This is a genomic window from Citrobacter sedlakii NBRC 105722 (assembly GCF_000759835.1).
Lineage (GTDB): Bacteria > Pseudomonadota > Gammaproteobacteria > Enterobacterales > Enterobacteriaceae > Citrobacter_A > Citrobacter_A sedlakii.
In genome coordinates, this window is the sequence record NZ_BBNB01000018.1 from 42147 (window position 1) to 67368 (window position 25222).

Consider the following 25222-nt stretch of genomic DNA (forward strand, 5'->3'; position numbering starts at 1 on the left):
CTTTTCGTCCGTATTTTTGTGCTTACCGACGAAAAAATGGTCTAAAACGTGATCAATTTAACACCTTGCTCATTGACCGTAAAGAAAGATGCACTACATACAAGTGTAGCACCAATCGCTGCGCGTAAATTCTGTAATACGATCGGGCGGCTTCTCGTCATTATTTACTGCCAGCTGTCGCGCTGCGTCTTATCCTTTACTTACCTTTGACCGTAACACTGCCATCCCACTTGTAAGGATGTTAGGATGAACCACGGACGATAATGACGGTAACAAGCATGTTAGACAATGTTTTAAGAATTGCCACACGCCAAAGCCCCCTTGCGCTCTGGCAGGCACATTATGTCAAAGACGCGCTGATGGCAAATCATCCCGGCCTGGTGGTGGAACTGGTGCCGATGGTGACGCGTGGCGACGTCATTCTTGACACCCCGCTGGCCAAAGTGGGCGGTAAAGGCTTGTTCGTGAAAGAACTCGAAGTCGCGCTACTGGAAAAACGCGCCGATATCGCAGTGCACTCAATGAAAGATGTCCCGGTCGAATTCCCTGAAGGGCTGGGGCTGGTGACTATCTGCGAACGCGAAGATCCGCGTGACGCCTTTGTTTCAAATACCTTCAATACACTCGACGAATTGCCCGCAGGCAGTATTGTGGGCACGTCGAGCTTACGCCGCCAGTGCCAGCTCGCCGAGCGCCGTCCGGATCTTATTATCCGTTCCCTGCGCGGCAACGTCGGCACGCGTTTAAGCAAACTGGATAACGGCGACTACGACGCGATTATTCTTGCCGTTGCAGGCCTCAAACGCTTAGGACTTGAATCACGCATCCGCACCGCGCTGCCGCCGGAAATTTCGCTCCCTGCAGTGGGCCAGGGCGCGGTCGGCATTGAATGCCGTCTTGATGATACGCGCACCCAGGCGCTGCTGGCGCCGCTGAATGACGAGATCACCGCGCTGCGGGTGAAAGCTGAGCGCGCCATGAACACCCGTCTGGAAGGCGGCTGCCAGGTGCCGATTGGCAGCTATGCTGAAATGATTGATGGCGAAATTTGGCTGCGTGCGCTGGTTGGCGCCCCGGACGGTTCGGTGATGGTGCGCGGTGAACGTCGCGGTGCCGCCGATCAGGCCGAGCAGATGGGCATCTCGCTTGCCGAAGAGCTGCTGGACAACGGCGCCCGCGCTATTCTGACGGAAGTGTATAACGGAGAGTCTCCCGCATGAGCATTCTGGTCACCCGCCCGTCTCCCGCAGGGGAGGAATTAGTGAGCCGTCTGCGCGCACTGGGGCAGGAGGCCTGGAGCTTTCCGCTCATCGAATTCACGCCGGGGCGCGATCTGTCGCGACTCCCCGAGGCGCTGGCGGCGCTGACGGATAACGATCTGCTGTTTGCGCTGTCGCAACACGCGGTCTCTTTCGCCCATGCGCACCTGGAGCGGCAAAGGGAGAAGTGGCCCGCTGAACCGCGCTATTTCGCCATTGGCCGCACCACCGCGCTGGCGCTTCATACCGTCAGCGGTCACGATATTCGCTATCCGCAGGATCGGGAAATTAGCGAAGTGTTGCTACAATTACCTGAATTACAAAATATTGCAGGTAAACGGGCGCTGATCTTACGCGGTAACGGCGGTCGGGAACTGTTGGGGGAAACCCTGACGACGCGCGGCGCTGACGTGGCGTTTTATGAATGTTATCAACGCAGCGCTAAACATTACGATGGCGCGGAAGAAGCGATGCGCTGGCAGTCGCGCGGGGTGACGACGGTGGTTGTCACCAGCGGCGAAATGCTGCAACAGCTTACCGCGCTGATTCCGCAGTGGTATCGCGAAAACTGGTTACTACGCTGCCGGCTTATTGTCGTCAGTGAGCGTCTGGCGCACCTCGCCCGGGAACTGGGCTGGCAAGATATTCAGGTCGCCGATAACGCCGACAACGATGCGCTACTGCGCGCATTACAATAACTCTCATAATGGGAAGCCATAATGACGGAACAAGAAAAATCCTCCGCCGTGGTTGAAGAAACCAGGGAGGCCGTGGACACCACGCCACAGCCAGTAAAAGCTGAAAAAAAGAGTAACAACAGCACCGCGCTGGTCCTGAGCGCAGTGGCTATCGCGATTGCGCTGGCGGCGGGCGTTGGGCTTTATGGCTGGGGAAAACAACAGGCAACCACCCAAAGCGCCGCGAACGATGCGCTGGTTAATCAACTGACCGCGCTGCAAAAGGCGCAGGAAAGCCAGAAAGCGGAGCTGGAAGGCATTATCAAACAGCAGGCGACACAGCTTGAGCAGGCCAATCGCCAGCAAGCCGAACTGTCCAGGCAACTGGATGAAGTGCAGCAAAAAGTCGCCACCATTTCCGGTAGCGATGCAAAAACCTGGCTGCTGGCGCAGGCGGATTTCCTCGTCAAGCTGGCAGGGCGTAAGCTGTGGAGCGATCAGGATGTCACCACGGCGGCGGCATTGCTGAAAAGCGCCGACGCCAGCCTGGCGGACATGAACGATCCAAGCCTGATCGCTGCTCGTCGGGCGATTACCGACGATATTGCCAGCCTCTCCGCGGTTTCCCAGGTGGATTACGACGGCATTATCCTGAAGGTCAATCAGCTGTCTAATCAGATCGATAACCTGCGTCTGGCCGATAACGACAATGACGGTTCGCCGATGGATGCAGACAGCCCTGAGCTTTCCAGTTCGATCAGTGAATGGCGCATTAATCTGCAAAAAAGCTGGCAGAACTTTATGGACAGCTTTATTACCGTTCGTCGTCGCGACGACACCGCCGTGCCGCTACTGGCGCCGAATCAGGATGTCTATCTGCGGGAGAACATTCGCTCTCGTCTGTTAGTCGCCGCGCAGGCAGTGCCGCGTCATCAGGAAGAAACCTACCGCCAGGCGCTGGATAATGTCTCAACCTGGGTACGCGCTTACTACGATACTGACGACGCCACCACCAAAGCCTTCCTCGAAGAAGTGGATAAGCTCAGCCAGCAGAACATCACGATGGACGTGCCGGAAACGCTGCAAAGCCAGGCCATTCTTGAAAAATTAATGCAGACCCGTGTGCGTAACCTACTGGCGCAACCAACCGCGACAACAACGGAAGCCGCGCCTGCACCTGCCGCACCGCAGGCTGAAGCCCCGGCAGCCGCGCCGCAAGGAGAATAATGATGCTGAAAGTATTATTGCTCTTTGTGCTGTTGATAGCCGGGATCGTGGTGGGGCCGATGATCGCCGGCCACCAGGGCTACGTGCTTATCCAGACCGATACATATAACATCGAAACCAGCGTCACCGGGCTGGTCATCATCCTGATCCTTGCGATGGTGGTGCTGTTTGCCATCGAATGGGTGCTGCGCCGAATCCTTCGTACCGGCGCCCATACGCGCGGCTGGTTCGTTGGCCGTAAGCGTCGTCGCGCGCGTAAGCAAACGGAACAGGCGCTGCTGAAGCTGGCGGAAGGCGACTACCAACAGGTTGAAAAGCTGATGGCGAAAAACGCCGACCATGCCGAACAACCGGTCGTAAACTATCTGCTGGCGGCGGAAGCGGCGCAACAGCGCGGTGATGAAGCGCGCGCTAATCAGCATCTGGAACGCGCGGCGGAACTGGCAGGTAACGACACCATTCCGGTGGAGATTGCCCGCGTACGCCTGCAGCTGGCGCGTAATGAGAACCATGCGGCGCGTCACGGCGTTGATAAACTGCTGGAAGTCACGCCACGTCATCCGGAAGTACTGCGTCTGGCGGAACAAGCCTACATCCGCACCGGCGCGTGGAGTTCGCTGCTGGATATTATCCCGTCAATGGCGAAAGCCAACGTCGGCGACGAAGAACATCGCGCCGCGCTGGAGCAGCAGGCGTGGATTGGTTTGATGGATCAGGCGCGAGCCGATCAGGGCAGCGAAGGGTTACGTGAATGGTGGAAACACCAGAGCCGTAAAACACGCCATCAGGTCGCCCTGCAGGTGGCAATGGCTGAACACCTGATCGAGTGTGACGATCACGATATGGCGCAGCAGATTATCATCGACGGCCTGAAGCGCCAGTATGACGATCGTCTGGTGCTGCCAATCCCTCGTCTGAAAACCAACAACCCGGAACAGCTGGAGAAAGTGCTGCGTCAGCAGATCAAGACCGTGGGCGATCGTCCGCTGTTGTGGAGTACGCTGGGGCAATCGCTGATGAAGCACGGTGAATGGCAGGAAGCGACTATCGCCTTCCGCGCCGCGCTTAAGCAGCGTCCGGACGCGTATGATTACGCCTGGCTTGCCGACGCGCTGGACCGTCTGCATCAGCCGGAAGAAGCGGCCACCATGCGCCGCGACGGCCTGATGCTGACCTTGCAGAACAATCCCCCGCAGTAATACCTCTCTCACGCCCGGTGACGCTTCGCTTACCGGGCCTGCAATGCCCGTACGCTAATCACATAAAAAAACGCCTGCTCTTTTAGGGAGCAGGCGTCAAAACAGGTCTGTATGACAACATAAAGGGGTGCTTCACTCAACGTTATGTCCATGGTGTTTGATGAGGCCGAAGCGACATCTGTCAGTGGACGATAAGCACCGTAAACGGCTCTGCATCATTCCTGAGTTTATGAGGCACTATGGCGAGCATAAGAGATGGAATGAGCATCTACGCGTATATTATTGCACATTGCATGCCAGAATTGCACCGCCAAAAATAGGGATTAAGACTTTTTACCAGGCCTGTAATGGCGCGCGATGGCGACTGTTAACGGCGGGATCGTCTGCGCTATCGCGCACAGATTGTCGCCAGGCAGAGACATCTATCAGGCTATTAAAGTAAATAGTTTATTTTCAAAGGATTATCTGTCACTGATTGACGACAATAAACATGCGGGATGTCGTCTGGCGACAACAGCAGGCGGTGAAGCGCAGAAAACAAAAAACCCCGCCGAAGCGGGGTTCAAAATTGGTCGGCGAGAGAGGATTCGAACCTCCGACCCACTGGTCCCAAACCAGTTGCGCTACCAAGCTGCGCTACTCGCCGATGTACTGCTTTTTTGAATTTTTAGTTCAATTCATTAAGTCGTGGTGCGAGGGGGGGGACTTGAACCCCCACGTCCGTAAGGACACTAACACCTGAAGCTAGCGCGTCTACCAATTCCGCCACCTTCGCATTTCACAACTTTTAATAATGGGGTGGCTAATGGGATTCGAACCCACGACAACTGGAATCACAATCCAGGGCTCTACCAACTGAGCTATAGCCACCACTGCAAATCTGTATTACGCGGTATCGAGACCACCGCAGCTCCAGCACCGGGTGAATGGTGCGCCCGACAGGATTCGAACCTGAGACCTCTGCCTCCGGAGGGCAGCGCTCTATCCAGCTGAGCTACGGGCGCTTAGCGCCGTTGCGGGGGTGGATAATACGGACTTCACACCCCGCTGTCTAGTGCCTTTTTAAATAAAATGCGCGTTTGGTTACGCTTTGCGCGTTTTGTCCGTTATTCCTGCGTTTTCTGCGCGATACCGTGGCGGTTAAGGCCAAAAACCTTATAAACGAGCGTCACGCCAAGCAAGAACAGAATGCCGACAAACAGCGACATACGCGTCTCTTCGTTAATGTACATGCCAATCAGCACGCACACCAGGAAAGCCATTGTTATCCAGTTTGCCCACGGGAATAACATGGAGCGGAACGGATGCGAAGCGATCGCCTCTTTATGTGCCCGACGAAAACGCAGCTGGCTAATCAGGATCACAAACCATGGCACCATCCCCGGCAGCACGCTGGCGCTGTAGACATACACAAACACCCGTTGCGGATTAGGAATGATGTAGTTCAGGCAGGAGCCAACCAGCAGAATCAGAATCGACAGCGCCACCCCGGCTACCGGTACGCCATGACGCGACACTTTCGCCATCGCCGCAGGCAACTGACGGTTCTTTGCCAGCGCGTAAAGCATCCTCCCGCAGCTGTACATTCCGCTGTTACAGCCAGACAGCGCTGCCGTCAGCACCACAAAATTAATAATACCCGCAGCGGCGGTAATGCCGATTTTGGCAAAGGTCAGCACGAACGGGCTGCCATTGCTCCCGATTTCATTCCACGGGAAAATCGTGACGATAACGAAAATCGCGCCCACGTAAAAAATCAGGATTCGCCATAGCACTTTACCGACCGCGCTGCGCAGAGTAACTTGCGGATTCTTCGCTTCACCGGCGGTAATACCGATGAGCTCCACGCCCTGATACGACGCGACCACAATACATAGCGCGGTAAGGAAGCCTTTCCAGCCACCGGCAAAAAAGCCGCCGTGCTCAGTCAGGTTACCAAAGCCAATCGCCTGACCGCCGTTGCCAAAGCCGAAGAAAATCACCCCCAGCCCGATAACAATCATCACGATAATAGTGGTGACTTTGATCATCGCGAACCAGAACTCGATTTCGCCATACAAACGCACGGCCGCAAGGTTGGCCAGCGCCACCAGCCCGACGGCGATAAGCGCAGGTATCCACTGCGCCATCTCCGGGAACCAGAACTGCACGTAAACACCAATGGCGGTAATTTCTGAGATCCCCACAGCCATCCACATAAACCAGTATGACCAGGCGGTAAGGTAGCCGAAAAACGGGCTCATGTAGCGGTGCGCGTAAACGGCGAACGAACCGGTCACCGGCTCCAGGAACAGCATCTCGCCCATTGAGCGCATAATGAAAAAGACGAACAGGCCGGCGATGATATACGCTAATAAAACCGACGGTCCCGCCCATTTCAGCGTGCTGGCGGCCCCCATGAACAGACCAACGCCAATGGTGCCCCCGAGGGCAATTAATTCGATATGACGAGCCTCCAGCCCACGCTGTAGCTCTGCTTTATTCTCTGCCATACATCCTCTTGTCGTGTTTGCTTACCATCCGGCTTTACCGGTTATTGTTATGGGTACATCGATGGGGGCGCATGGTTTCGCAAATTTGGCAAAATGGCAAATGAAGCATTAAAAAAATGCATGATTTGTGTAAAAAAGGAACGGATGCAGGGATGAAAGGCAGCGTTGTCAGCAGAATACGCTGCCTGCAAGGAAAGGGAGATCAGAGATCGCCGGTATAGTGCCAGCGCAGATAGCGCAACAAGCGAAGCTGACGGGTAATGCGGCTCGGTTGAGACAGCAGACGATAAAGCCACTCCAGCCCCAGGTTTTGCCACACTTTCGGCGCGCGCTTGACGTGCCCGGTAAACACGTCGTAGGTCCCGCCCACCCCCATATACAGGGCTTGAGGATGCACCTGACGGCAGTCACGCATGAAGATTTCCTGTTTCGGCGATCCCATCGCCACGGTGACGATCTGCGCACCGCTGGCGTGAATACGCGCAAACAGCGCCTGCCGCTGCTCTGGGGTAAAATAACCGTCCTGGCGACCCACAACATTAACGTTCCACTGCGCGCGCAGTTTCGCTTCGGTTTGCGCTAACACGTCAGCCTTTCCACCCACCAGAAATACTGGCGTACCTTCCTGCCCAGCGCGCGCCATCAATTCTTCCCACAGATCGGCTCCCGCTACGCGTGACACCTCCGCTTCCGGAAATTTTTTGCGAATCGAGCGCACAACGCTGATCCCATCGGCATATTTGTATTCTGCCGCGTTAATCAACGCCCTGACTTCAGGATTATCTTCCGCCGTCAGCACTTTTTCGGCGTTGATCGCCACCAGGGTGCCCTGCTTCAACTTACCGCCAGCATAAAGGTAATCCAGCGCATGTTGCATGTTGCGCCAGCCTATTAGCTGAAGCCCGCGCAGCGCATAGAGCGGCGCCGTTGTTTTCTCAGTCATTGCTATCCTTCAACCTGTTTTCGCGGCAGGGTTTTTATACGTTTATGGATCAGTCCGGCGCTGTCGAACAGCCAGAACAGGAGTTTAGCGATCAGCAGACTGGCGCCAAAAACCACCATGAAAAACACCACGCGAGAGACAAACGAGTCCAGCCCCTCACGCGCCAGCACGATCATGTTGAATATCGCGCCAAAGCAGAAACTGTGCAGAATGGCCGCCTTATAGCGATTCGTCTCGCGGTTACCCAACTCATACAGCCAGTCAAACCATTTGATGATCAGGCCCACCACGATCGCCCCCAGCGGGATAAACAGCGCGCCGCCCATCACCACCAGCGAACCAATTAACGTTGGAGAGATTGCCAATCCGGAGTGGTTGTTCAGCACTTCCCAGGTAAAATAGTTAGCGGCGTTCAGCACCATGCCGGGACGCCCTGGCCACAGCCAGGAAGGGATGAACACGTAAAAGTCGCGGACAATGGGCGCCAGCCCCTGAAATTCGATTTTGTCGTAATTTTGCAGCAGCAGCGCCAGGTTTTCCCACGGTGAAAAGGTGTCGCGGGTCAGATAAAGGAAAGTGTAAAACGCCTCATCACCGCTGACGTTCAGCCCATAGCGTTTTAGCGCCAGCCAGAACATGCCGACAATCCCCAGCACGCCCGCCGCCGCCAGCATCCACAGTGAAATCCAGCCGCGAATGATGCCAATAAACAGGAAAATAGCGAAAGCGATGATGATATTGGCGCGGGTGCCGCCAACGATCATATAGGTCAGTAGTCCAAACGCGACGGTACTGACCAGAAAGAACAACCAGGCTTTGCTGTCCTGACGCAGGAAATAAACCACCAGCATCGCCGGAATGAAAAAGTAAAAGAAGCGCTTTAACGCCACGCCGGAAACTTCGCTGGAAAAAATCTGGCTGTAGGAATGCAGACGGAACAACAGGAAACCGTTGTGCATAAAGAAAACGCCAACGCTCACCAGCGCGATGCCCATCAGAATCACCCACGTTAAATGGGTTTCCACGCGGTTCATGGTAAACAGCGGTTTGCGCGGTACGTCTGATGTCCGCTTACGCAAGCGGGTCTTATAGGTCACATAATAGACCGCATAAAAACAGGCGGCGGACAACAAGGCCTGTAACAAAATTTCCGGCGGCGCGACGCCCACATCAAAGCGGAACACCAGCACACTGGTCAGTGGAAAACCGAAAAAGAAGGTCAGCAGAAACAGCAGCGAGAAAAAGACGTTGAAGTTAAAGCGCACGCGGCGAAATTCGAACCAGGTCAACGTGGCAATGAACAACGTCGCCAGTAGCCAGACGGCGAACAGCCCACTGAACTGCATCAGGCTCATACGGCCTCCCCTGCGGCGATTCTGATCGCCTTGTGCCAGGGTTGCAGGTAGTTCGGGCTAAAGAAAGTGATCGCGTTTTTATCAACCGATGCCAGCTGGCGCTGCGCTTCTCGCACCACCTGTTCATTCAGCGCATCGCTGGTAAACAGTACCGGCAGTTGCTGTTCCACCATATCCTGCCAGAACGGGTTTTCGCGGTTCAGCACGCACGGCACCCCGGCCTGGATAAGCAGGCACAGCGTACCAATCCCCTGCTGACGGGCAAAAATAAAGTAGCCGAGGTCGCACTGGCGAAGCAGCGTCAGATAGGCGTCGAATGCCAGTTTTTCCTCAAGCACCTGCAAATTTTCCGCGCGGAACAGCGCCAGACCGGCCTGTTTCACTTCAGCAATATAGGCGTCGTTATTGGCCGGATACCCCATCGGGACGATGACGTTGACCGTATCGCCAAACTGCTGATGCACCGCTTTCAGCGCGGCAATATGCTCGTTGCTGCGATCGCCGGAATTCCCCACCAGAACGGTCATTTTCCCGCTACGCTGCCGATCGTTCGCCATATTATTTAGCGCGGGATCCATTCGCGTCGGGAAATACAGCAGTTCACCAGGAACGCGTGGATGCAGCCCGGCGAAATAGCGCAGATCGCCACGGGTAGCAAATACGCCGCCAACGCGGTTCTGCGCCAGACGGCGAACTGGATAGAACAGCTTAAATTTCAGACCGCCGGACACTTCGTACAGATCCGCTCCCCAGATATGCCAGTAAAACTGACCGGGCTTAATGCCGCCGCTGAGCAGCGCCAGCCATAGCGCGGTATTGAACTGCCCGTGAAAAAAGAACCGCTGCTGGCGGTTCGCTTTGGCTTTCGCGATAACCGCCTCGGCCAGCGATTTTTTACCGTTGTAAAACGAAAGGGAGAGCGACGGACAACTTTCCGTCAGTCCGGTGTCCTGACCGGCAACCATAAAGAGACGGGCATGCTCGCTGGTTTGCGCCAGCGCGTCGTTAAAAAACCGCAGCACGGTTTGATTATGGTGAGGGATATCCGATCCCAGTACGTGAATCAGTACAGTCATGCCCGCCTACGCCAGAGTAAAAATACGCCACAACAGAGTGAAAAATAGACGACATAGGTGGCCATATACGCCTGCGCCGCACCCAGCGCGCCGTGCGTCGGGATCAGCCAGTGCGCAAATGCCGTCAGTAAAATGAACTGGCTGATTTCAGCCAGTATGTAAAACCGCAGCGACGCTTTCGCGATCACCAAATAGCCAAATACATATGCGCCGACTTTCAGCACATCCCCGACCAGTTGCCAGGCAAACAGATCGCGCATGGCGCTGAACTTGTCAGAGAAAAGCAGCCAGATAGCAACATCGCGCAGCAACCAGACGGTAAAACTTGCCGCCGCCACCGCTGGCAGCACAAACTTCAGCGACCTGATCACTTCCCGCGTAATATCGCGTTTCTCGGTCAGTCGCGACAGCGTGGGCAGCAGCCAGACGCTGAACGAGGCGGTAATAAATTGTAGATAAGCGTCGGAAATGCTGCTCACGCCCTGCCAGATGCCAACGTCATTCCAACTGTAGTGCGCCGCCAGCAGGTTTCGCATCATGACATAAGCCACCGGCAGCGTGACGGAAGTGATTAGCGCCATCAGGGTGAATTTGCTGAGCTGACCCGCCAGTCCGTTATCCCAGGACGGCTTCAGGTAGCGCAGCGGGATCGTCCCCCGCTTCATCAGTATCACAGCCGCCGGAATGACCACCAGCGCGGGCACCAGCGCCAGGCCAAGCAGCGCGCCTTCATAACCGCCTACCCGGTAGCAGCCGTAATAGGCGACGACCCCCACCAGGCTGCCGACAATCAATGACAGCGCGTTTCCGGCTGCATCACGAAAGCCCTTCATCAGCGCCAGCAGCAGGTTAGCCCAGGCGATACCCATCTGCACCAGCGCCACTAAACGTACCAGGCCCTGATACTGAGTATGACCGAAAAACCCCTGACTTATCGGCGCAGCCGCCACCAGGAACACCAGCGCCAGCAGCATGGAAAATCCGAGCACCATCGCTGAAGAGGTACCGACGACTTTTCGCAACTGCGCCGGGTTGTCGTGCGTCTGCGCAACGTATTTAGTGACGCCGTTGAAAATCCCGGCGCCCGCCAGCACGCCGAGTACGGTGACCATCTGGCGGAAGTTTCCCGCCTGCCCGACGCCCGCCGGGCCGAATGTCACCGCCAACAGTTTAACGACCAGTAACCCGGCGCCAATTTTGACCAGCGTACTGGCCGCCGTCCACAGGGACGCTTTCGCAAGCGACATATCAGGCGAAATAATTCAGCAATGTGGTAATCACCGTGCGTTGATTCACTGCCGACAGGTTATAGAACAGCGGCAGGCGCAGCAGGCGTTCACTCTCTTTGGTGGTATAGCGATCTTCGCCGTGGAATTCACCAAACTTCTCCCCTGCCGGGCAATCGTGCAGCGGGATATAGTGAAACACCGCCATGATTTCCGCTTCTTTGAGGAAGTTGATCAGCGCGCTCCGGTCATCAATATTACGCAGCTTGATATAGAACATATGAGCGTTCTGTTTGCAGTCGCCCGGAATGGACGGCAGTTCAATACGCCCGGCACGCGCCAGGGGCTGTAGCGCGTCATAATAGGTTTGCCACAACGCCAGACGCTGTTGGTTAATGCGATCTGCGGCTTCCAGTTGCGCCCACAGATAAGCGGCCTGGAGATCGGACATCAGATAGCTGGAGCCGATATCGCGCCAGGTATATTTATCCACCTGACCGCGGAAAAACTGGCTGCGGTTAGTACCCTTTTCACGGATGATCTCCGCGCGTTCGATCAGTTTGCGATCGTTAATCAGCGTCGCGCCGCCTTCGCCGCCCGCGGTGTAATTTTTGGTTTCGTGGAAACTAAAGCAGCCGATGTGACCGATTGTTCCCAACGCGCGGCCTTTGTACGTCGACATCACCCCCTGCGCGGCATCTTCGACCACATACAGATGATATTTTTCCGCCAGCGCCATGATAGTGTCCATCTCACAGGCCACGCCCGCATAATGAACTGGCACAATCGCCCGGGTTTTATCGGTGATCGCCGCTTCAATGCGCGTTTCGTCGATGTTCATGGTATCCGGGCGGATATCCACAAAGATGATTTTCGCGCCGCGCAGCACGAAGGCATTTGCCGTCGATACAAAGGTATAGCTCGGCATGATCACTTCATCGCCCGGCTGGATATCCAGCAGCAGCGCCGCCATTTCCAGAGAGGCGGTGCAGGACGGCGTCAGCAATACTTTTGCGCTGCCAAAACGCTGCTCCAGCCACTGCTGACAGCGCCGGGTAAAACCGCCGTCGCCGCACAGTTTGCCGCTGCCCATCGCAGACTGCATGTAGTCAAGTTCGCTTCCCACCACCGGCGGTGCGTTAAACGGAATCATGTTGTCACCTGTATAACCAGTACGCGGTGCTTTCCACGTTCGCACCGCTTTGTATATAACGTTTAAGCGCGGCGGTGTTGCCCATTTGGGTCGCCACCCGCAATGTCGTTTTGCCATGCGCCCGCGCCCAGCCGAGCGCCGCCTGCACCAGCTCAGCGCCTGCGCCACGCCCGGCCAGTAAGCCGATGCGCGCCTCGCTGTCATTCAGTTCTCGCAGCGAAACATAGCCGCGGATATCGCCGTTCGCCGCCCGCAGAACCAGACACTGGCGATCAAACGTGCCGCGCACCGCGTTTTCTATCCACTGCGCATAGAAGCGCGCGCTGGCGTCTGGCGCATACCACGGCGCGCGAAAGCGGCTTTGTGCGAAGGCGACAGCGGCATGGTCGCGCAGCGCAGGAATGTCTGCCAACTGTGCAATTTCCGCGCCATTCTGCGCGCATTCTGCCGTCACGGGCAGCGCTAAATCGACTTCGCCCTCGACAAGGGAAAAACCCAGTTGTTGCAGCGCATCCAGCTCAACCGTATTCGCCGCCGGAATTTTCGCCTGCACACGTGACCATCGCTGCAGCGCTGCCACCGTTAAAGGCGACGCCGCAGGGTTAATGCGCACAATGGCGCTGTTCACGCCAAAGAAAGCGTTTTCCCAGCTTAACGGCTCAATACTGGCGCGGATCCTCACCGCCAGACCCCTTTGGTATCAACGATATATTGCTGACGAACCGCATCACCGCGCATCGCTTTGAACTCATTATGATCGACCAGCATCACCAGCACGTCGGCGGTTGCCAGCGCATCGTCCAGCGTCGCCAGCGCGCATAGGCCATCCAGCTTTTTCGGTAACTGATGGATATTCGGCTCCACCGCCAGCGTTTCACCGCTGTGCCATTGGGCGATATTCTGCGTAATTTCCATTGCCGGACTTTCGCGGAGATCGTCGATATTCGGTTTGAAAGCCAGCCCAAAGCAGGCGATTTTCACTTCGCTGGCGCGCTTATCGGTCGCAGCCAGGCAATCCGCCACGGCGGCTTTCACCTGGTCAACAACCCAGTGCGGCTTACCGTCGTTGACTTCACGCGCGGTACGAATCAGACGCGACTGCTGCGGGTTTTGCGCCACGATAAACCACGGATCGACGGCGATGCAGTGCCCGCCAACGCCCGGTCCGGGCTGGAGTATATTGACCCGAGGATGGCGATTCGCCAGTTGGATCAGTTCCCAGACGTTAATCCCCTGATCGGCGCAGATCAACGACAGTTCATTCGCAAAAGCAATATTGACATCGCGGAAACTGTTTTCCGTGAGCTTACACATTTCCGCTGTGCGGGCGTTCGTCACCACGCACTCACCTTCAAGGAAGATCTTGTACAGTTCGCTGGCGCGCGCCGAGCATACCGGCGTCATACCGCCAATCACGCGGTCATTCTTAATCAGTTCGACCATCACCTGACCCGGCAGTACGCGTTCAGGACAATAGGCCACATTGACGTCAGCCTGCTCTCCGGCCTGCTGCGGGAAAGTGAGATCCGGACGCATCGCCGCCAACCAGGCAGCCATTTGCTCTGTCGCACCGACTGGCGAGGTAGACTCAAGGATCACCAGCGCCCCTTTTTTCAGTACCGGCGCCACGGATTTCGCCGCGGCTTCGACATAGGCCATATCGGGTTCGTGATCGCCTTTAAACGGTGTGGGAACGGCGATCAGGTATGCGTCAGCGTCAACCGGCGTAGTGGTGGCGCGCAAAAATCCACCCTCAACCGCCGTTTTTACCACCTTACCCAGATCCGGCTCAACGATATGAATTTCACCGCGGTTGATGGTATCTACCGCGTGCGGGTTAACGTCCACACCAATGACCTGCTTTTGGCGCGACGCGAAGGCAGCCGCCGTTGGCAAACCGATATATCCCAGACCAATAACAGAAATGGTAGAAAAACTCATAGCGATACCCGACTGTTTTTTAAAGCGTCTAAAATTCGGCCACAGGCCTGCCCGTCACCGTAAGGGTTATGGGCGCGACTCATGGTCTGATATTCATTTTCGTCATGCAGCAAGCGCGTGACTTCCGCAACAATGCGCCGGGAGTCAGTGCCCACCAGGCGCACCGTCCCCGCCGTCACGGCTTCTGGGCGTTCGGTCGTTTCACGCATCACCAGTACCGGTTTGCCCAGCGACGGCGCTTCTTCCTGAATCCCTCCGGAGTCGGTGAGGATCAGCCAGGCGTGATTCATCAGCCAGACAAAAGGTAAATAGTCCTGCGGTTCAATCAGCATCACGTTTTCAACATGACCGAGAATACGGTTGACCGGCTCACTGACGTTGGGGTTCAGATGGACCGGATAGACAATTTGCACGTCCTGGTTGGCGGCGGCAATATCCGCCAGCGCATGGCAAATCTGCTCAAAACCACGGCCAAAACTTTCACGTCGATGCCCCGTCACCAGAATCAGCTTTTTATCTTCGCACAGGAAAGGGTAACGTTCGGCCAGCGCTGAGCGCAGCTTATCGCTGGCCAGGACGCGGTCACGCACCCAAATAAGCGCATCGATCACCGTATTGCCGGTGACAAAGATGCGGCTGTCAGCGATATTTTCACGCAGCAGGTTTTGCCGTGAGTTTTCAGTCGGGGCGAAATGGTACATCGCCAGATGGCCGGTCAACGTCCGGTTTGCCTCCTCCGGCCATGGCGAAAAAAGATCGCCAGTGCGAAGTCCGGCTTCCACGTGCCCGACAGGGATGCGTTGATAAAATGCCGCAAGACTGGTGGCGATAGTGGTGGTGGTATCGCCATGTACCAGTACCACATCAGGCTTGAAATCAGACAGGATAGGCTTCAGCCCTTCCAGAATTCGACAGGTTATTTCAGTCAGCCCCTGACCCGGTTGCATAATATTAAGATCGTAGTCAGGAACAATGGAAAAGAGGTTCAAAACCTGATCGAGCATCTCCCGGTGTTGCGCGGTGACGCAAACTCTCGCTTCGAAATCAGGATCCTTTGCCAGCGCATGAACCAAAGGCGCCATTTTGATGGCTTCCGGTCGCGTGCCAAATACAGTCAGTACTTTCACATCGATTCTCTTCGAATAGTCAGTGAGGGCCCAGCCCCTCACTGCGGCAGTCGTGCTAGATCGTGCGGCGGCGGGTTAACGCAACACCAGCGCCGATAAGCCCCCCCACGATGCCCCACATCACCATCAGGAAGGCACGGCGCGGGCTATCGCGTTTTACCGGTTCTTCCGGCGTCCGCAAATAGCGATAGGTCTGAAAACGCGGGTCCAGGGTTGGCCCCACGTTCAATGTATTTAGCATGGCCCGGTTCTGGAAGTAGTCCAGATCGAAGGTGGGACCAACGGCCTGTAAATTTTCGAGGCGAGCCTGGAGCATCGGACGTCCCAATAAAAACAGTTCCGACTCCGGCAATTCATCCGGCGGAACATCTGTCTGCGTGCGAGAAATATTGTGCTGCTCGGCGATTTTCAGCGCCTGTTCGATACTGCTTACGCGGCGGGAGAAAATGGCTTTTGCCACCTCTTCCTGGCGTTTAACCTGCGCTTTCATTTGCACGGTCCGCGCCGCCCATGCGCCTTTCAGCTCGTCATTCAGATGGCTTGCCGCGCGCTGGCTCGAGAAGGCGACATACTGGCGCAACAGATTGTTGGCGTCAGGTGCGGTTTCGGCAATCAGCTTGACGCTGTCGTTAACAGCACGAGTGAAATCACCGGGGATAAACTGAATATTGTTGATCAGCTCATCCAGCATCGCGGCATCGGCCTTGCTGTTACCCACCATCCGTTGCTTGTAATAGTCGGTTTGCAGCCAAAAATCGCGACGAGTATCCCAGGAGGCCAGTTGCATCACGAACTCTTTGTAGGCTTCATCCATCACCGAAGGCTGGTCGGCTGGCGTATTGCTGACTTTGACATCCAGATTACGCAGAAACTGCTGCTGGGAATAGTAGCCTCCCAGCATGTTCACCGTGGGACGATCGGAAATGGCGGTCGCGCTCCACTCCTGGCGGGCAAAGAAGGTATACGCTAACGCGAGCAGCGCGAACAACAGTGCGACACCGACAATCCATACCTTCCCGGCCCATAAGGTACGAAACAACCCACGAATATCCAGTTCATTTTCAGCGCTCACGGCGTGTGCCCCCGGTAATGGTTGAGTCATCGCACCCTCGATTTACTTGATTAAATTTGGCTTATTATCTCGGTTTCTGCGCAGTCTGCGCTTTAAGCGTTTGATGAATCTCGCCACTTTCCAGGCACGCTTAATGCAGTAACCGTAGAGGAAGAATGCTAGCAAAAAGAGCACCAACATAACCCACTCAGGCACAATTTGAGAGTATTCCGCAAGCACGCCAATGGAGGCGAGGATGGCAGCGGCCAGGGTAATGAGGACAAACGCCTGACGGGAAGTAAACCCTGCGCGCATGATCAAATGATGAATGTGCTGACGGTCAGGCGAGAACGGGCTCATTCCTTTGCGCAGGCGGCGGTACATAATGGCCACCATGTCCATCAGCGGAATGGCGATAATCCACAGCGCGGTAACCGGGCTAATAGGATGGGTTTGTCCTTGCGTGGTTTCTAACAGGATCCAGATGACGGTAAAGCCTATCAGCGTACTGCCAGCGTCCCCCATAAAAACCTTGTAGCGTCGACCCAGCGCGCCCAGGTTCAACAGGATATACGGCAGGATGGCGGCTATCATCGCAAAGCACCAGATGGCAAGGCTTGTCTGTCCGTCAAACCAGAGGATAAGCCCCATCGCCCCAAAGGAGACGCTGGAAAGCCCACCTAACAGACCGTCGATGCCATCAACCATATTAAAGGCGTTGATGGCCGCCCAGACGGCGAAAAGGGTGAGGAAATAACCGAAAGGACCGAGCACCATTTCCCACGGCCCAAAAATGTAGCCGAGACTGCTGAGGTAGAGTTTACCGACCACCATCATAACGACGCCGATAGCGGCCTGTACGGTAGCGCGTATTTTTACGCTGATATCAAAGCGATCGTCGAGCGCGCCGATAAAAACCAGCACGCCCGCACAGGCAAGATAAAGAGCAGCATGGGGAATATAATAATCAGCAATGCCGAACGTGAAACAGATCCCCGCATATACTGAAATGCCCCCAACCAACGGTATCAATCCCTGGTGGCGTTTGCGGAAGTTGGGCTTATCCACTAAACCGATCTTTTTTGCTACCTTGCGCGCAAAAAACAGAAACAGTGTCGTGAATAAAAAAATACTGATGAGATCAGTACTGACTGTCAGTAAATTCACAATGCGTGCTCTCAGAGAAAATTATTAGCAGAAGTATAACCACGAAGACCTGTATTCAGAAGGGAAACTCCATTCCGAAGCGTCTGTTTTGTATTATTTTTAACCACATTTCGTATTTACCAGGCAAAACGCGGTGCAGCGGAGTGTGTTTACGCAACATCTTATTAAGACGTTGTTAAGATTACAGGCATAAAAGCAAAACGCCACGTAAAAACGTGGCGTTTTTGGCTGGTCGTACTCTTACGAACGCTTCATCATGTCGAAGAAATCATCGTTGGTCTTGGTCATCGCCAGCTTATTGATGAGGAACTCCATTGCGTCGATTTCGCCCATTGGGTGAATGATCTTACGCAGGATCCACATCTTCTGCAGCTCTTCCTGGGTGGTCAGCAACTCTTCTTTACGGGTACCGGAACGGTTGTAGTCGATAGCCGGGAAGACGCGTTTTTCCGCGATCTTACGGGAGAGGTGCAGTTCCATGTTACCGGTGCCTTTAAACTCCTCGTAGATAACTTCATCCATTTTGGAGCCGGTATCGATAAGCGCGGTCGCAATGATGGTCAGGCTGCCGCCCTCTTCCACGTTACGCGCCGCCCCGAAGAAACGCTTCGGACGATGCAGGGCGTTGGCATCCACACCACCGGTCAACACTTTACCGGAAGCCGGTACCACGGTGTTGTAGGCTCGCGCCAGACGGGTGATGGAGTCGAGCAGAATGATAACGTCTTTCTTATGTTCAACCAGGCGCTTCGCTTTTTCGATCACCATTTCGGCGACCTGAACGTGACGGGATGCCGGTTCGTCAAAAGTCGACGCAACCACTTCGCCTTTCACCAGACGCTGCATCTCGGTCACTTCTTCCGGACGTTCGTCGATCAGCAATACCATCAGCACGCAGTCTGGGTGGTTGTAGGCAATGCTCTGCGCAATATTTTGCAGCAGCATGGTTTTACCCGCTTTCGGCGGCGCCACAATCAAGCCACGCTGACCGCGACCGATTGGCGAAGCCAGATCCAACACGCGCGCCGTTAAGTCTTCAGTCGAACCGTTACCCCGTTCCATGCGCAGACGAGAGTTGGCATGCAGCGGCGTTAAGTTTTCGAAAAGGATTTTATTGCGGGCGTTTTCCGGTTTGTCATAGTTAACTTCGTTAACTTTCAACAGCGCAAAGTAGCGTTCGCCTTCTTTCGGCGGGCGAATCTTACCAGAGATGGTATCACCAGTGCGGAGGTTGAAACGGCGGATTTGGCTGGGAGAAACGTAGATGTCATCAGGACCGGCGAGGTAGGAGCTGTCTGCAGAGCGGAGGAAACCAAATCCATCCTGCAATATCTCCAGCACACCGTCACCAAAGATATCTTCGCCACTCTTTGCGTGCTGCTTCAGGATGGCAAAAATAATGTCCTGCTTACGCATACGAGCCAGGTTTTCCAGCCCCATATTTTCGCCGAGAGTGATCAGCTCAGAAACCGGCGTATTCTTTAATTCGGTAAGATTCATAATGGTGTGAGTTCTTAAACTTGGGGTAAATCTCGAACTTAATGTTGTGAATGGTATGGCAGGGTCATCCATGCCTGTTTACGGCCATCAACTCATGTCTGTTCGCTGTCTGGTCACAGGAAAGTACGCAGAACTGAAACGACAAGACGGAATGAATGATAAGCCAGGAATCTGTCCACATCTCGGGTGAAACTGAGACGTTGTGGAAATAGCAAGATTCAAACTTAATAAGGTATGTTTAATACGAAGTCAACACTAACTTAGCACGACTCACGCCGGGCGTCCAGTCATCCGAATCATTTAGGATTAAGGGCGCCCGAGCATGAGGTATCCTCTTACGCGATATTCGCGTCGAGGAATTCTTTCAGCTGACCTTTGGACAGTGCGCCCACTTTGGTCGCTGCAACTTCACCGTTTTTGAACAGCAGCAGAGTCGGGATGCCACGGATACCATACTTCGGCGCGGTGCCTGGGTTCTGGTCAATGTTCAGTTTAGCAACCGTCAGTTTGCCCTGATATTCGTCAGCGATCTCATCCAGAATCGGGGCGATCATTTTGCACGGTCCGCACCACTCTGCCCAGAAATCGACGAGGATGGCCCCGTCCGCTTTGAGTACATCCGTGTCAAAACTGTCGTCAGTCAGGTGAATAATTTTATCGCTCATATTAACTCCACAGGAATAAGCCTGGTACGTTGGTTTTGCCTTCATCAACGACGTGTTGATGTCGCATTAACCAACTAAAGGTTGACTTTATTTCACCGGATACGCTTTCGTAAAGCAATAGTAAGCTGATATTCTACCACACTATGAGCAAAACACATTTAACAGAACAGAAGTTTTCCGACTTCGCCCTGCACCAAAAGGTGATCGAAGCCCTTGAAAATAAAGGGTTTCATAACTGCACGCCCATTCAGGCCCTCGCGCTGCCGCTTACGCTGGCCGGTCGCGATGTTGCAGGGCAGGCGCAAACCGGTACTGGCAAAACGATGGCGTTCCTGACGTCAACGTTTCATTATCTTCTCTCTCATCCCGCGATTGACGATCGCAAGGTGAACCAGCCGCGCGCCTTAATCATGGCGCCGACGCGTGAGTTAGCCGTGCAGATCCACGCCGATGCCGAGCCGTTGGCGCAGACCACAGGTCTGAAGCTGGGTCTCGCCTACGGCGGCGACGGCTATGACAAGCAGCTGAAAGTGCTGGAAAGCGGCGTCGATATTCTTATCGGCACCACAGGCCGTCTGATCGACTACGCAAAACAGAATCACATTAACCTGGGCGCGATTCAGGTCGTTGTCCTCGACGAAGCCGATCGCATGTACGATCTGGGCTTTATTAAAGATATCCGCTGGCTGTTCCGCCGCATGCCGCCAGCCACACAGCGTCTGAACATGCTGTTCTCCGCAACCCTCTCTTACCGCGTGCGTGAACTGGCGTTCGAACAAATGAACAACGCCGAATACGTGGAAGTCGAGCCGGAACAAAAAACCGGCCACCGTATTAAAGAAGAGCTTTTCTATCCGTCTAACGAAGAGAAGATGCGCCTTCTGCAAACATTAATTGAAGAAGAATGGCCGGATCGCGCCATTGTTTTCGCTAACACGAAACACCGCTGTGAAGACATCTGGGGCCATCTGGCCGCCGATGGTCATCGCGTGGGCCTGCTGACGGGCGACGTGGCGCAGAAAAAACGCCTGCGCATTCTCGACGAGTTCACCCGCGGCGATCTGGATATTCTTGTTGCTACCGATGTTGCCGCACGCGGGCTGCATATTCCCGCAGTAACCCACGTATTTAACTACGATTTGCCGGACGATTGCGAAGATTACGTCCACCGCATTGGCCGAACCGGACGCGCAGGCGCAAGTGGCCACTCCATCAGCCTGGCGTGTGAAGAGTACGCGCTGAACCTGCCAGCGATCGAAACCTACATCGGTCACTCCATTCCGGTCAGCAAATACAATCCGGATGCGCTGATGAACAATCTGCCGAAGCCGCTGCGTCTGACGCGCTCGCGCCCAGGCAATGGCCCGCGTCGGGCTGGCGCCCCGCGTAACCGTCGTCGTTCGGGTTAAAAAACATGCTAAGCACCTCCTCGCTGTACGCCGCAATTGATTTAGGCTCGAATAGTTTTCATATGCTGGTGGTGCGCGAGGTGGCGGGAAGCATCCAGACGCTCACGCGAATTAAACGCAAGGTGCGTCTGGCCGCTGGCCTGAACAGCGAGAACGCCCTTTCTGCTGAAGCTATGGAGCGCGGCTGGCAATGCCTGCGCCTGTTTGCCGAGCGCCTTCAGGATATTCCCCAGCCGCAAATCCGCGTGGTTGCGACCGCAACGCTACGCATAGCGGTGAATGCCGATGAATTTATCGCTAAAGCGCAAGAGATTCTCGGTTGCCCGGTACAGGTCATCAGCGGCGAAGAAGAAGCGCGCCTGATTTATCAGGGCGTGGCGCATACCACCGGCGGCGCGGATCAGCGACTGGTTGTCGACATCGGCGGCGCGAGCACTGAACTGGTTACCGGCACGGGCGCACAAACCACGTCGCTGTTTAGTCTGTCGATGGGCTGCGTCACCTGGCTTGAGCGCTATTTCACCGACCGTAATCTGGCGCAGGAAAATTTCGACGAAGCGGAAAAAGCCGCACGAGACGTGCTGCGTCCGGTAGCCGATGAACTTCGCTACCACGGCTGGAAAGTGTGTGTTGGTGCATCCGGCACCGTGCAGGCGCTTCAGGAAATCATGATGGCGCAGGGCATGGATGAGCGCATTACGCTGGCGAAACTCCAGCAGTTGAAACAGCGGGCGATTCACTGTGGCCGTCTGGAAGAACTGGAAATTGAGGGCTTAACCCTTGAACGCGCACTGGTATTCCCCAGCGGGTTGGCCATTCTCATCGCCATTTTTACCGAACTGAATATTCAGGGCATGACCCTGGCCGGCGGCGCGCTGCGCGAAGGGCTGGTGTACGGTATGCTGCATCTTGCAGTCGATCAGGATATTCGTAGCCGTACGCTGCGTAACGTCCAGCGTCGGTTTATGGTCGACACCGAACAAGCGAACCGCGTTGCCAGACTGGCGGAGAATTTCGTCGAACAAGTAGAACATGAATGGCACCTTGAGCCGATCAGCCGCGAACTGTTGATCAGCGCCTGCATGCTGCATGAAATCGGCCTGAGCGTAGATTTCAAACAAGCGCCTCAGCACGCGGCGTATCTGGTGCGCAATCTGGACCTGCCTGGATTCACCCCTGCGCAGAAAAAACTGCTCGCCACGCTGTTATTGAACCAGACCAACCCGGTTGATCTTTCCTCGCTGCACCAGCAAAACGCCGTGCCGCCGCGCGTGGCTGAGCACCTTTGTCGTCTGCTAAGACTGGCGATTATTTTCGCCAGCCGCCGTCGTGACGATCTGCTGCCGTCGATCGCCCTGCAGGCGACAAATGAGATACTGACGATTACGCTACCGAAAGGGTGGCTGGAACAGCATCCGCTGGGAAATGAGTTGATTGCGCAGGAAAGCCAGTGGCAAAGCTATGTTCACTGGCCTTTAGATGTTCAGTCATCGTGATTTTGCCGGATGACGCTTCGCGAATCCGGCCTATAACTTCGCTTTCTTTGCCGCCATCATTGCTTTCAGGTTCGCCAGATGGCTTTGCCCTTTCTGCATGCGTTCTTCTGCGCTTACCACTTTGCGTTCCTGCTCCCAGATCAGATCGTCCTGCGGTAATTCCAGCAGGAAACGGCTCGGCTCCGGGCGTACCAGCTCGCCATACTGACGGCGCTCTTTACAGAGGGTGAAGATCAGTTCTTTTTGCGCGCGGGTTATGCCTACGTAGGCCAGACGGCGTTCTTCATCAATGTTGTCTTCATCGATGCTGCTTTGATGCGGCAGAAACCCCTCTTCCATTCCCACCATAAACACATACGGAAACTCCAGACCTTTCGAGGCGTGAAGCGTCATCAGTTGAACCTGATCCAGTTCTTCTTCGCTTTCACCGCGCTCCATCATGTCGCGCAGCGTAAAGCGTGTCACCACCTGGGTCAGCGTCATCGGCTCATCCAATTCGCTGCCTTCCAGCATTTCAGTCATCCAGCTAAACAGCTGGTTGACGTTTTTCATGCGCATTTCGGCCGCTTTCGGGCTGGGCGAGGTTTCGTACAGCCAGGATTCGTAATCAATGCCGTGAATCAGATCGCGTACGGCGGCAATGGGTTCGCGCTCGGCCAGACGCTGGATTTCACCCAGCCAGTGGGTAAATCGAGTCAACGAATCGTAGCCGCGCCCGGTAAGCGTCTGGCTCAGTCCCAGATCAAAGCTGGCGGTAAACAGGCTTTTATTGCGGGTCATAGCCCACTCGCCCAGCTTTTGCAGCGTAGCCGGTCCGATTTCGCGTTTTGGCGTATTCACGATGCGCAGGAAAGCGCTGTCATCATCCGGATTGGTCAGCACCCGAAGATAGGCCAGCAGATCTTTGATCTCCGGGCGAGAGAAGAACGAGGTGCCGCCGGATATTTTGTACGGAATACGGTTCTGCATGAGGTATTTTTCAAACACCCGCGACTGATGATTACCGCGATACAGAATGGCGTAATCCTTGTATTCCGTTTTATTCACGAAGTGATGGGCGATCAGTTCGCCGGTTACACGCTCGGCCTCATGCTCTTCGTTGTTTGCGCTAAGCACTTTCAGCTCCGCGCCATATCCCAGCTCCGAAAAGAGCCGCTTTTCAAAGACGTGCGGATTATTGGCAATAAGAATATTTGCTGCTTTCAGGATCCGCCCGGAAGAGCGGTAGTTCTGCTCCAGCTTGATAACCTGCAGCGCCGGAAAATCCTGGCTCAACAGCACCAGGTTTTGAGGTCGCGCACCGCGCCAGGAGTAGATCGACTGGTCGTCATCACCCACGACGGTAAAGCGCGCGCGGTTCCCCACCAGCAGCTTGACCAGCTCGTACTGGCTGGTATTGGTATCCTGATACTCGTCCACCAGCAGATAGCGGATCTTGTTCTGCCAGCGCTCGCGCACTTCCTCATTACGCTGCAGCAGCAGTGTTGGCAGTAAAATCAGATCGTCAAAGTCGAGAACGTTACAGGCTTTCAGGTGCGCATCGTACAGGCCATAGCAGTGCGCAAAAATGCGATCGCGTTCGCCTTTCGCACTTGCTGCCGCCTGGGCTGGCGTTTTGAGATCGTTCTTCCAGTTTGAGATCGTCGCGATCAGCTGTTGCAGCACCACTTTGTCATCGTCAATCAACCCTTCCGTCAGCTCTTTCAGCAAGGCGACCTGATCGGTGTCGTCAAACAGCGAGAAATTGGATTTCATTCCCAGCGCGGCGTATTCGCGTTTTATCACCTCCAGCCCCAGCGTATGGAAGGTGGAGATCATCAGCCCACGCGCTTCTTTACGCCCCAGCGTCTGTCCGACACGTTCTTTCATTTCGCGCGCCGCCTTGTTGGTAAAGGTCACCGCAGCGATGTGTCGCGCCTGGTAACCGCAGCCGCGTATCAAATGGGCGATTTTGTTGGTGATAACGCGTGTCTTACCGGAACCCGCCCCCGCCAGCACCAGGCAAGGTCCGGTGACGAATTCGACAGCGTGTTGTTGGCCGGGGTTTAAACGCATGGGAATGTTGCTCAATCTTCGAACGGGGGAGGGATTGTAGCAGAAAGCGAGGCAGAGATTGAGCTTTCCGTGACTGTACGTACGGAGGCCGCCTGAAAGAAAAGAACACGGCGCTGGCGTGCAAGAAATGATTAATTTCCGAACAATATCCTACGTCGATCACATCGAAAAAAAAGACGGAACAGGCGAACAGAAACAGAATTA

Annotated in this window: 21 protein-coding genes and 4 tRNA genes; 6 read left to right on the plus strand and 19 right to left on the minus strand. The window is 55.2% G+C overall.

Annotated features, from left to right (window positions below; all coding sequences use genetic code 11):
• Window positions 1–278 precede the first annotated feature (278 nt).
• From hemC to hemY, 4 genes are read left to right on the plus strand one after another with little or no spacing between them, the layout of a single operon-like run.
• On the plus strand, window positions 279–1220 hold the full coding sequence (gene hemC / locus CSE01S_RS20950) for a hydroxymethylbilane synthase (protein WP_042292864.1): 942 nt from the start codon (window positions 279–281) through the stop codon (window positions 1218–1220).
• Window positions 1217–1957: a uroporphyrinogen-III synthase gene (hemD, locus tag CSE01S_RS20955; protein WP_042292799.1), complete on the plus strand. Its 741-nt coding sequence runs from the start codon at window positions 1217–1219 to the stop codon at window positions 1955–1957. The genes hemC and hemD overlap by 4 nt, the downstream gene beginning before the upstream one ends.
• A 21-nt stretch (window positions 1958–1978) precedes the next feature.
• Window positions 1979–3163, plus strand: coding sequence for a uroporphyrinogen-III C-methyltransferase (gene hemX / locus CSE01S_RS20960; RefSeq protein ID WP_042292800.1), 1185 nt, complete (start codon window positions 1979–1981; stop codon window positions 3161–3163).
• Between the two features lie 2 nt (window positions 3164–3165).
• Complete coding sequence (gene hemY / locus CSE01S_RS20965; RefSeq protein ID WP_042292802.1) at window positions 3166–4362, plus strand: protoheme IX biogenesis protein HemY; 1197 nt, start codon at window positions 3166–3168, stop codon at window positions 4360–4362.
• A gap of 569 nt (window positions 4363–4931) precedes the next feature.
• Here hemY and CSE01S_RS20970 read toward each other — a convergent pair.
• The 18 genes from CSE01S_RS20970 to trxA form a co-directional block, all read right to left on the minus strand.
• A tRNA-Pro gene (locus tag CSE01S_RS20970) sits at window positions 4932–5008 on the minus strand.
• Between the two features lie 42 nt (window positions 5009–5050).
• Window positions 5051–5137 (minus strand) — tRNA-Leu (locus CSE01S_RS20975).
• Window positions 5138–5156: 19 nt separating this feature from the next.
• Window positions 5157–5232, minus strand: a tRNA-His gene (locus CSE01S_RS20980).
• A 57-nt stretch (window positions 5233–5289) separates the two neighbouring features.
• Window positions 5290–5366: transfer RNA gene (locus CSE01S_RS20985), tRNA-Arg, on the minus strand.
• A 102-nt stretch (window positions 5367–5468) separates the two neighbouring features.
• On the minus strand, window positions 5469–6854 hold the full coding sequence (gene thrP, locus CSE01S_RS20990) for a bifunctional threonine/serine APC transporter ThrP (protein WP_042292806.1): 1386 nt from the start codon (window positions 6852–6854) through the stop codon (window positions 5469–5471).
• 202 nt (window positions 6855–7056) lie between these two features.
• Window positions 7057–7797: a lipopolysaccharide N-acetylmannosaminouronosyltransferase gene (gene wecG / locus CSE01S_RS20995; protein ID WP_042292808.1), complete on the minus strand. Its 741-nt coding sequence runs from the start codon at window positions 7795–7797 to the stop codon at window positions 7057–7059.
• 2 nt (window positions 7798–7799) lie between these two features.
• Window positions 7800–9152, minus strand: coding sequence for an ECA oligosaccharide polymerase (wzyE, locus tag CSE01S_RS21000; RefSeq protein WP_042292809.1), 1353 nt, complete (start codon window positions 9150–9152; stop codon window positions 7800–7802).
• Complete coding sequence (locus CSE01S_RS21005) at window positions 9149–10228, minus strand: TDP-N-acetylfucosamine:lipid II N-acetylfucosaminyltransferase (RefSeq protein ID WP_042292811.1); 1080 nt, start codon at window positions 10226–10228, stop codon at window positions 9149–9151. The genes wzyE and CSE01S_RS21005 overlap by 4 nt, the downstream gene beginning before the upstream one ends.
• Window positions 10225–11475, minus strand: a complete 1251-nt coding sequence (gene wzxE, locus CSE01S_RS21010; protein WP_042292813.1) for a lipid III flippase WzxE — start codon at window positions 11473–11475, stop codon at window positions 10225–10227. The genes CSE01S_RS21005 and wzxE overlap by 4 nt, the downstream gene beginning before the upstream one ends.
• Window position 11476: 1 nt before the next feature.
• Window positions 11477–12607 (minus strand): dTDP-4-amino-4,6-dideoxygalactose transaminase, encoded by a 1131-nt coding sequence (rffA, locus tag CSE01S_RS21015; protein WP_042292814.1) that lies wholly within the window; start codon window positions 12605–12607, stop codon window positions 11477–11479.
• A 4-nt stretch (window positions 12608–12611) separates the two neighbouring features.
• Window positions 12612–13289, minus strand: coding sequence for a dTDP-4-amino-4,6-dideoxy-D-galactose acyltransferase (gene rffC / locus CSE01S_RS21020; protein WP_042292815.1), 678 nt, complete (start codon window positions 13287–13289; stop codon window positions 12612–12614).
• On the minus strand, window positions 13286–14548 hold the full coding sequence (gene wecC / locus CSE01S_RS21025; protein WP_042292816.1) for a UDP-N-acetyl-D-mannosamine dehydrogenase: 1263 nt from the start codon (window positions 14546–14548) through the stop codon (window positions 13286–13288). Before wecC ends, rffC begins: the two co-directional genes overlap by 4 nt.
• Window positions 14545–15675 (minus strand): non-hydrolyzing UDP-N-acetylglucosamine 2-epimerase, encoded by a 1131-nt coding sequence (wecB, locus tag CSE01S_RS21030; protein ID WP_042292817.1) that lies wholly within the window; start codon window positions 15673–15675, stop codon window positions 14545–14547. Before wecB ends, wecC begins: the two co-directional genes overlap by 4 nt.
• A gap of 55 nt (window positions 15676–15730) precedes the next feature.
• Window positions 15731–16777, minus strand: a complete 1047-nt coding sequence (gene wzzE / locus CSE01S_RS21035) for an ECA polysaccharide chain length modulation protein (protein ID WP_042292818.1) — start codon at window positions 16775–16777, stop codon at window positions 15731–15733.
• Window positions 16778–16789: 12 nt separating this feature from the next.
• Window positions 16790–17893, minus strand: a complete 1104-nt coding sequence (wecA, locus tag CSE01S_RS21040; RefSeq protein WP_042292819.1) for a UDP-N-acetylglucosamine--undecaprenyl-phosphate N-acetylglucosaminephosphotransferase — start codon at window positions 17891–17893, stop codon at window positions 16790–16792.
• Between the two features lie 240 nt (window positions 17894–18133).
• Window positions 18134–19393, minus strand: a complete 1260-nt coding sequence (gene rho / locus CSE01S_RS21045) for a transcription termination factor Rho (RefSeq protein WP_002437993.1) — start codon at window positions 19391–19393, stop codon at window positions 18134–18136.
• Between the two features lie 87 nt (window positions 19394–19480).
• Window positions 19481–19603: a rho operon leader peptide gene (locus CSE01S_RS23215; RefSeq protein ID WP_120714861.1), complete on the minus strand. Its 123-nt coding sequence runs from the start codon at window positions 19601–19603 to the stop codon at window positions 19481–19483.
• A gap of 125 nt (window positions 19604–19728) precedes the next feature.
• Window positions 19729–20058 (minus strand): thioredoxin TrxA, encoded by a 330-nt coding sequence (gene trxA, locus CSE01S_RS21050; protein ID WP_042292820.1) that lies wholly within the window; start codon window positions 20056–20058, stop codon window positions 19729–19731.
• A 143-nt stretch (window positions 20059–20201) separates the two neighbouring features.
• On the opposite strand from trxA, the gene rhlB reads away from it, so the two are divergent.
• Together rhlB and gppA are read left to right on the plus strand one after the other, a co-directional pair.
• Complete coding sequence (rhlB, locus tag CSE01S_RS21055; RefSeq protein ID WP_042292822.1) at window positions 20202–21467, plus strand: ATP-dependent RNA helicase RhlB; 1266 nt, start codon at window positions 20202–20204, stop codon at window positions 21465–21467.
• Between the two features lie 5 nt (window positions 21468–21472).
• Window positions 21473–22963: a guanosine-5'-triphosphate,3'-diphosphate diphosphatase gene (gene gppA / locus CSE01S_RS21060; RefSeq protein WP_042292825.1), complete on the plus strand. Its 1491-nt coding sequence runs from the start codon at window positions 21473–21475 to the stop codon at window positions 22961–22963.
• 30 nt (window positions 22964–22993) lie between these two features.
• Here the strand turns inward: gppA and rep are convergent, their stop codons facing one another.
• A complete protein-coding gene (gene rep, locus CSE01S_RS21065) occupies window positions 22994–25018 on the minus strand; it encodes a DNA helicase Rep (protein ID WP_042292826.1) in 2025 nt (674 codons plus the stop codon).
• Window positions 25019–25222 lie beyond the last annotated feature (204 nt).

What these genes read in the sequence shown, in the direction of transcription:
- trxA (WP_042292820.1), bottom strand. Translation starts at nt 20,058, where the DNA reads ATGAGCGATAAAATTATTCACCTGACTGACGACAGTTTTGACACGGAT.
- hemX (WP_042292800.1), top strand. Translation starts at nt 1,979, where the DNA reads ATGACGGAACAAGAAAAATCCTCCGCCGTGGTTGAAGAAACCAGGGAG.
- thrP (WP_042292806.1), bottom strand. Translation starts at nt 6,854, where the DNA reads ATGGCAGAGAATAAAGCAGAGCTACAGCGTGGGCTGGAGGCTCGTCAT.
- wecC (WP_042292816.1), bottom strand. Translation starts at nt 14,548, where the DNA reads ATGAGTTTTTCTACCATTTCTGTTATTGGTCTGGGATATATCGGTTTG.
- rep (WP_042292826.1), bottom strand. Translation starts at nt 25,018, where the DNA reads ATGCGTTTAAACCCCGGCCAACAACACGCTGTCGAATTCGTCACCGGA.
- wecG (WP_042292808.1), bottom strand. Translation starts at nt 7,797, where the DNA reads ATGACTGAGAAAACAACGGCGCCGCTCTATGCGCTGCGCGGGCTTCAG.
- wzzE (WP_042292818.1), bottom strand. Translation starts at nt 16,777, where the DNA reads ATGACTCAACCATTACCGGGGGCACACGCCGTGAGCGCTGAAAATGAA.
- rhlB (WP_042292822.1), top strand. Translation starts at nt 20,202, where the DNA reads ATGAGCAAAACACATTTAACAGAACAGAAGTTTTCCGACTTCGCCCTG.
- hemC (WP_042292864.1), top strand. Translation starts at nt 279, where the DNA reads ATGTTAGACAATGTTTTAAGAATTGCCACACGCCAAAGCCCCCTTGCG.
- gppA (WP_042292825.1), top strand. Translation starts at nt 21,473, where the DNA reads ATGCTAAGCACCTCCTCGCTGTACGCCGCAATTGATTTAGGCTCGAAT.
- hemY (WP_042292802.1), top strand. Translation starts at nt 3,166, where the DNA reads ATGCTGAAAGTATTATTGCTCTTTGTGCTGTTGATAGCCGGGATCGTG.
- wzyE (WP_042292809.1), bottom strand. Translation starts at nt 9,152, where the DNA reads ATGAGCCTGATGCAGTTCAGTGGGCTGTTCGCCGTCTGGCTACTGGCG.
- wzxE (WP_042292813.1), bottom strand. Translation starts at nt 11,475, where the DNA reads ATGTCGCTTGCGAAAGCGTCCCTGTGGACGGCGGCCAGTACGCTGGTC.
- CSE01S_RS21005 (WP_042292811.1), bottom strand. Translation starts at nt 10,228, where the DNA reads ATGACTGTACTGATTCACGTACTGGGATCGGATATCCCTCACCATAAT.
- rffA (WP_042292814.1), bottom strand. Translation starts at nt 12,607, where the DNA reads ATGATTCCGTTTAACGCACCGCCGGTGGTGGGAAGCGAACTTGACTAC.
- hemD (WP_042292799.1), top strand. Translation starts at nt 1,217, where the DNA reads ATGAGCATTCTGGTCACCCGCCCGTCTCCCGCAGGGGAGGAATTAGTG.
- rho (WP_002437993.1), bottom strand. Translation starts at nt 19,393, where the DNA reads ATGAATCTTACCGAATTAAAGAATACGCCGGTTTCTGAGCTGATCACT.